This window comes from Chitinolyticbacter albus, assembly GCF_024437655.1.
GTDB lineage: Bacteria > Pseudomonadota > Gammaproteobacteria > Burkholderiales > Chitinibacteraceae > Chitinolyticbacter > Chitinolyticbacter albus.
In genome coordinates this window covers 321,589-328,340 of the sequence record NZ_JANBVF010000001.1, presented here as the reverse complement: position 1 = coordinate 328,340, position 6,752 = coordinate 321,589, and the positions used below count along the sequence as shown (strand labels likewise).

At 61.9% G+C, this 6,752-nt stretch carries 8 protein-coding genes; all 8 read left to right on the top strand.

Translation table 11 applies throughout. From position 1 onward, the window contains the following. The first annotated feature begins 103 nt into the window (after positions 1-103). The 8 genes from NLI84_RS01615 (at position 104) to rpoS (ending at position 6,701) form a co-directional block, all read left to right on the top strand. Positions 104-592 (top strand): hypothetical protein, encoded by a 489-nt coding sequence (locus NLI84_RS01615; protein ID WP_255987713.1) that lies wholly within the window; start codon positions 104-106, stop codon positions 590-592. Positions 593-847: 255 nt separating this feature from the next. Continuing rightward, the gene (locus tag NLI84_RS01610; protein ID WP_255987712.1) at positions 848-1,963 is read left to right on the top strand and encodes an aromatic ring-hydroxylating oxygenase subunit alpha; all 1,116 of its coding nucleotides are present in this window, start codon (positions 848-850) and stop codon (positions 1,961-1,963) included. A gap of 113 nt (positions 1,964-2,076) precedes the next feature. Continuing rightward, positions 2,077-2,262, top strand: coding sequence for a hypothetical protein (locus NLI84_RS01605; protein ID WP_255987711.1), 186 nt, complete (start codon positions 2,077-2,079; stop codon positions 2,260-2,262). A gap of 88 nt (positions 2,263-2,350) precedes the next feature. Further along, positions 2,351-3,232 (top strand): DMT family transporter, encoded by an 882-nt coding sequence (locus NLI84_RS01600; protein ID WP_255987708.1) that lies wholly within the window; start codon positions 2,351-2,353, stop codon positions 3,230-3,232. Positions 3,233-3,311: 79 nt separating this feature from the next. Continuing rightward, positions 3,312-4,055, top strand: coding sequence for a 5'/3'-nucleotidase SurE (gene surE, locus NLI84_RS01595; protein WP_255987707.1), 744 nt, complete (start codon positions 3,312-3,314; stop codon positions 4,053-4,055). Continuing rightward, positions 4,052-4,711, top strand: coding sequence for a protein-L-isoaspartate(D-aspartate) O-methyltransferase (locus NLI84_RS01590; RefSeq protein WP_255987706.1), 660 nt, complete (start codon positions 4,052-4,054; stop codon positions 4,709-4,711). The genes surE and NLI84_RS01590 overlap by 4 nt, the downstream gene beginning before the upstream one ends. A 53-nt stretch (positions 4,712-4,764) precedes the next feature. Continuing rightward, positions 4,765-5,727 (top strand): peptidoglycan DD-metalloendopeptidase family protein, encoded by a 963-nt coding sequence (locus NLI84_RS01585; RefSeq protein ID WP_255987705.1) that lies wholly within the window; start codon positions 4,765-4,767, stop codon positions 5,725-5,727. A 5-nt stretch (positions 5,728-5,732) separates the two neighbouring features. Next, the gene (gene rpoS / locus NLI84_RS01580; protein WP_255987704.1) at positions 5,733-6,701 is read left to right on the top strand and encodes an RNA polymerase sigma factor RpoS; all 969 of its coding nucleotides are present in this window, start codon (positions 5,733-5,735) and stop codon (positions 6,699-6,701) included. The last annotated feature ends 51 nt before the right edge of the window (positions 6,702-6,752 follow it).

Here is a 6,752-nt window from a genome sequence, read left to right as displayed (position 1 = left end):
GTAACGCGGCCGGCTTGCCGGGGAGCCCCGGCAAGCCGGCAACATCAAACCCCCTGCCTCGCAGGGGGTTTTGTTTTTCGCACATGCTTCATCTGGCAGAACTATGATTCCTGCCCTCGTCATCCATACCAATCTCTTGCTCTCGAACTGGATGGGCGGGCGTGCGTTTGGCCCGCTGGTGCTGATCCGGCCGTCCCAGCGCGACCGGACCGCCTTGCTCGAGCACGAACTGGAACATGTACGGCAATGGTGGTGGCTGGCCACGCCCGCAATCGTGCTGGCCGGACTTCTGGCAGCGCTGCCGGTGCTGGCGCCTTGGCGTGGGTGGCTCGTGGCGTTGGCGGGGTTCGGCCTGGTGTTGCAGGCACCGCTTTATCTGCTACTTCGTCCCTACCGCATGTGGTCCGAGGTCATGGCCTACCGCGTGACGCTGCGACACGCCTCACCGGCGGCGTCGCAGCGGCAACTCGCGCAGGCGGCGGCATCTCTGGCGCAGCACTATTGGCTGCGGATTTCGGAGTCGACGGCCTGCGAGCTGTTGAGTGGCGCGCCACGATCGTGGTGGCAGTACTGGCGGGTACCCAGGTCGTGACAGAGCATGATTGGGCTGTGCAATGACGCGTAAGCCATGGGGGGTGAAAAGGGATTTGCCGTTTTCCTGAACGATGAGTGACTGATTCATTTCATTTTTCCCGATCCGGGCTTGTCCGCGCATTGTCGGCTGGGGCAAAATGACACGCTTTTCGGGCTGGATGACTTATGGCATCCAGCATTTCCATTGATGGCTTGCCCACCCATCTGTCCGAGGACACAAAGTGGCAAGACCTTCTGGCCCAGGGGGTTTGCGATGAGCAATCTGGCTACGGCTGCAGCACTGCAGCTGGATCTGTCGACCCAATTGCCGGTGTCGGCATATTTCGATGAGCGACTCTACCAGCTGGAGCTCGAACGCCTGTTCGAGCATGGTCCCAAATATGTGGGCCACGAATTGATGGTGCCCCAGGCGGGCGACTATCACGTGCTGGAAATGAGCAATGGCGCCCGTTACCTCAAGCGAAACGACAACGGCGTCAGACTGATCTCCAATATCTGCCGTCACCGTCAGGCCACGATGCTGAGCGGACGCGGCAACGGCACGCATACGGTCTGCCCCTTGCACCGCTGGACCTATGACGGCGAGGGGCAATTGCTGGGCGCGCCACATTTCCCGGGCAACCCTTGCCTGCATCTGCCGCAGACCGAACTCGTGAACTGGAACGGCTTGCTGTTCGAGAAAAATGGTCACGACATCGAGGCCGATCTCAAGGATCTGGGCGTGGCCCGCGATCTCGATTTCTCGAACTACGTGTTCCATAGCGTGCAGGTCGATGAATACCAGGGTAACTGGAAGACCTTTATCGAGGTCTACCTCGAGGACTACCACGTCGAGCCCTTCCATCCGGGGCTGGGCCAGTTCGTCAGTTGCGACGACCTGCGCTGGGAGTTCGGTGATTGGTATTCGGTGCAGACGGTGGGCGTGCACAACGCGCTTGCCAAGCCCGGTTCCAAGGTCTATGCGGAGTGGCACAAGCAGGTGCATCGCTACTATGGCGACAAGCTGCCGCGCCATGGCGCGATCTGGCTGACCTACTACCCCAATGTGATGATTGAGTGGTACCCGCATACGCTGGTGATCTCGACCATCGTGCCGACCGGCCCGCGCAGCTACAAGAATGTGGTCGAGTTCTACTACCCCGAGGACATCGCCTATTTCGAGCCGGAGTTTCTCGCGGCCGAGCAGGCGGCGTATGCCGAAACGGCGGTCGAGGATCAGGAGATCATCGATCGCATGGAAGCCGGCCGCCAAGCGCTGTATCTGGCAGGGCGCAACGAGGTGGGGCCGTACCAGAGCCCGATGGAGGACGGCATGCGCCATTTCCATCAGTTCCTGCGGCGCGAGCTGGGCGACGCCATCGGCGGCTAGGCTGCCCACGGGATTGGCCTGACGGTCGATGTGACCCCCAGTTATGCATGGCAAGCGGACAAGTGCCGGCGAGAAGCGCATACTGGGGGGTCACCAAAACAGGGGGAGCTGCGATGAGTGAAGCAAGTCGTGCGGTACAAGAGGCGTTGACCGAACTCCAGGAAACCCAGGCAGTGAGCAAGCCTCGCGGCCCCACGCGCGAAGCGATCGCCAAGGCCAATCAGGCCGCGGTCCATCGTCGTCGCGAGCTCGAAACCATGCTGGAAGAACGCAAGCGTGCCGAACAGGACGTGTTCTGATCGGGAAGCCCACAAGGCTTGGACCATCGCGTGAGATCACGACAAAGGCAGCGACAAGCTGCCTTTGTTCATTTGCAGGGTTGGGGAAATGAGGATGTCATGGCAGCGGCTGCTGCAGTCCGGACCATTCTGGATGGCGGTGGCCAGCCTGTGTTTCGCCGTGATGGGCGTGTTCGTCAAGCTCGGCAGCGCGCAGTTCACCACGGCGGAGCTGGTGTTCTACCGCTGTCTGGCCGGCCTTCTTGGCATCCTCCTGATCGCGGTGCCAGCGCGCCGCCCTTTACGCGTGGGCTGGCCGGCATTGCGGGTGCACCTGTCGCGCAGCATCTCGGGTTTTATCTCGCTGATGCTTTATTTCTATGCGATCGCGCATCTGCCGCTATCGAGCGCTGTGACGCTCAACTACACCTCGCCGCTGTGGCTGATGGTGGTGAACGCCGTCTACTTGCGCATGCGACCGAGCCTGGCGCAATTCCTTGCGATTGTGGTCGGCTTTGTCGGGGTGGCGCTGCTGCTGCGGCCGACCTTCGATGCCGCGATGTGGCTGCCCGGCCTGATCGGCCTGGGTTCGGGCCTCTTGGCGAGCATCGCCTATATGAATGTGCACGAGCTGGGCCGGCTGGGCGAGCCCGAATGGCGCACCGTGTTCTATTTCTCGCTGGTCTCGTCACTGGGCGCGGGCGGACTAATGTTGCTGCAGTCGGCGCCCTTGACGCCGATCACGCTGGATAACGCGGGTATCGTGCTGGGCATGGGCGTCGCTGCCACTTGTGCGCAACTGGCGATGACGCGATCGTATCGCAAGGGCAAGTCGCTGGTGGTGGCGAGCCTGGCTTATCTGACCGTGGTGTTCTCCACCCTGTTTGGCGTATTGATCTGGGGCGACACGCTGCCCGCCAGCGGCTATACGGGCATGCTTGCCATCGTCGCTTGCGGCCTGCTGTCCAGCCTCGCCGCACGGCGGCACTGAGCATGAAGGCGACGCCGGGTTAAACCCGATTTTGCGGGCCTCAGGAGGGTCGCTAGAATAGGCGCGGACGGGGGACCCTATGCGCATCCTGATTTCGAATGACGACGGCTACTTTGCCACCGGCATTGCCGCGCTGGCCGGCGCGCTGGCCAGCGAGCACGAGGTGACCGTGTGTGCGCCCGAGCGCGACCGTAGTGGTGCCAGCAATTCGTTGACGCTCGATCGACCGTTGTCGGTGCGGCGCGCGCCGTCCGGGTTTTACTATGTGAACGGCACGCCCACCGATTGCGTCCACCTCGCGGCCACCGGCTTTTTGCCCGAGCCGCCCGATATGGTGGTCTCCGGCGTCAACCATGGCGCCAACATGGGCGACGACACCATTTATTCCGGAACGGTGGCCGCCGCCACCGAGGGTTATCTCTTGGGTGTGCCGGCCATTGCCGTATCGCTCGCCTCGCGCAACCCGCAACATTTCGAGACCGCCGCCCGCGTCGCCGCCGAGCTGATCCAACGCGCAGCGCGTGAACCGTTTCGCGGCGCGGTGCTGCTAAACGTCAATGTGCCGGATCTTCCCTACGCCGAGCTCAAGGGCATCAAGACCACTCGACTGGGGCGGCGCCATAAATCCGCACCGGTGATCAAGGATGAAAATCCGCGTGGCGAGCCGATCTGGTGGATAGGCCCGGTCGGGGCCGCAGCCGATGCCGGAGAGGGCACGGATTTTCACGCCGTGGCCGCCGGTTATGTTTCGGTGACACCGCTGTCGATCGACTTGACCGCGCATGCCCAACTGGATTTCGTCGCTTCATGGTTGCCCTTATGAGCTTCAATATTCCCGGTGGCAGCGGCATGACTTCCGCACGCACCCGCGCCCGACTGGTCGAACGCTTGCGAGGCAGTGGCATTGCCGATGAGGCGGTGCTGGCTGTGATCGGTGAAGTGCCGCGCCATGTGTTCGTCGATGAGGCGCTGTCGCATCGTGCTTATGACGATGTATCGCTGCCCATCGGGTACAACCAGACGATTTCGCAGCCCTACATCGTCGCGCGCATGACCGAACTGGTGCTGGGCTGGGCTGGGCGGGGACGCATCCTCGAAATCGGCACGGGCTGCGGTTACCAGACCACGGTGCTGGCGCAGTTCTACAAGACCGTTTATTCGATCGAGCGGATCGGTGGCCTCGCCAAGGGTACACGCGAGCGCCTGGCTGAGCTTGGTGTGCGCAACGTACGCCTGCGCCACGGCGACGGCAGCCGCGGCCAGCCCGACGCTGCGCCGTTTGACGCCATCATGATCACCGCGGCGGCACCCATCGTGCCGGAGCTGCTGGTCGATCAGCTTGCCGTGGGCGGGCGCCTGGTATTTCCGGTCGGCGTCGAGGACCAGGAGCTGCGCATGATAGAGCGGCTTGCCGACGGTTACGCCGAGACGCGACTGGAAAAAGTCCGCTTCGTTCCGCTGCTGCCTGGTGTAGCCTGAGCGCGCGGCGTGGGCCGCGCTTTTAACTTGCAATCGTAACAAGGAGTTTGCCCGTGAGCCGGCAGTGTCTCATCGTTTCCCTCGTCGTTCTGCTTGCCGCTTGCGCCAGCGAGCCGCGCAGTCCGGCGCCGATCCTTGATGGTACCAGCCGCCCGGTAGCACCCACCCCCGTCACGGCTGCGCCTGCGGCGGGAGCGCCGGCGGGCAGCTATATCATCAAACGCGGCGATACGCTCTATCGCATCGCGCTCGACAATGGACTCGATTACAAGGACCTCGCCGCCTGGAACAACCTGGCCAATGTCAATGACATCAAGGTGGGCCAGGCGTTGCGCTTGACTGCACCGGGTACGCCGGACGGCGTGGTGGTCAAACCATTGACCGATGACGCGCCCGTTGCTGTGAAGCCCGTCACACCCCCAACGCAGCCGGCCGTGCCGGCAGCCGCGTTGGCCTACCCCAAGGCGGTACGCCTGCCCTATACCACTGCCGCTGCTGCACAGGTGGCGGCGCAGGCGGAGGGGCCGGCCGTTGCATCTAAACCACAGCCGGCCATCACTCCGTCCCCGACTCCTGCCCCGACGGTTACCCCGGTTTTGACGGAAAAACCCCCAGAAAAGCATGCGTCACCAAGCACTGATGGGGAGGTGGATAGCAGCGACTGGCTGTTGCCCACTGCAGGGAAAGTAACAAAAAGTTTCAGCACGGAAACAAAAGGTATTGATATCGGCGGAAAAATAGGCCAGCCTATCGTTGCGTCAGGTTCTGGCAAGATTGTGTACGCCGGAGCGGGGTTGAGGGGCTATGGCAAGATGATCATCATCAAGCATAACAACGAGTATTTGACGGCCTACGCCCACAACAGTAAGTTGATCGTCAAGGAGGGGGATGTCGTCAAGCGCGGCGAAAAGATCGCGGAAATGGGCGACAGCGACAGCGACCAAGTCAAGCTTCATTTTGAAATCCGCAGGTTTGGCAAGCCGGTCGATCCGGCCAAATATATCCAGACGGACTGACACCCATGAATGAGCAAATGGATACCCTGGAAGACGCAGAGCTCGATAGCGAAGAGGCGCTAGAGCTCAACGAGGCGGAACAGGAAGATGAAGCGGAAGAGGAAGCCGGGGCTGCCAGCGAGGCCGAGCAACCGGCCTACGAAAGCACCGGGGATGTCACCCAGATTTACCTCAACGAGATCGGGCAAAGCCCGCTGTTGACGCCGGACCAGGAACGCGCGCTCGCCCGCCGCGTGGTCCAGGGTGATTTCGAAGCCCGGCAGAAGATGATCGAGCACAATCTTCGTCTGGTCGTGAACATTGCCAAGCACTACATCAACCGTGGCATGACGCTGCTCGACCTGATCGAGGAAGGCAATATCGGTCTCATGCACGCACTGGAAAAATTCGATCCGGAACGCGGATTCCGCTTTTCCACCTATGCCACCTGGTGGATACGCCAGAGCATAGAGCGGGCCATCATGAACCAGAGCCGCACCATCCGGCTGCCGGTCCATGTGATCAAGGAGCTCAATGTCTACCTGCGCGCCCAGCGCCATCTCGAAGCGACCATGGGTCACGAGCCGACACTGGAAGACATTGCCCACCTCGTCGGCAAGGATGTGGAGGACGTACGCAGGGTGATGGGGCTCAACGAGCGCGTCGCCTCGCTCGATGCACCGCTCGATATCGATCCGATGCTGACGATCGGTGAATCGATCCCGGACGAGCACTCCGACGGCCCGGAAGCCATTTTGCAAAGCGCCGAAGTCGAGCGTTATGTGCGTGAATGGCTGAAGCAGCTCAATGACAAGCAGCGCATGGTGATCGAACGTCGCTATGGGCTCAACGGTCACGAGATCTGCACGCTGGAAGATCTGGCGTCCAGCCTCAGCCTGACGCGCGAACGGGTACGGCAGATCCAGATCGAGGCCCTGGAGCAATTACGCCGCATCCTGCGCCGCTATGGCGTGACGCGCGACGTGGTGCTTTAGGCGGAATCAAAATCCAGCTTGGGGGCGAAGCAAGAGCGAGCCGCCCAACAA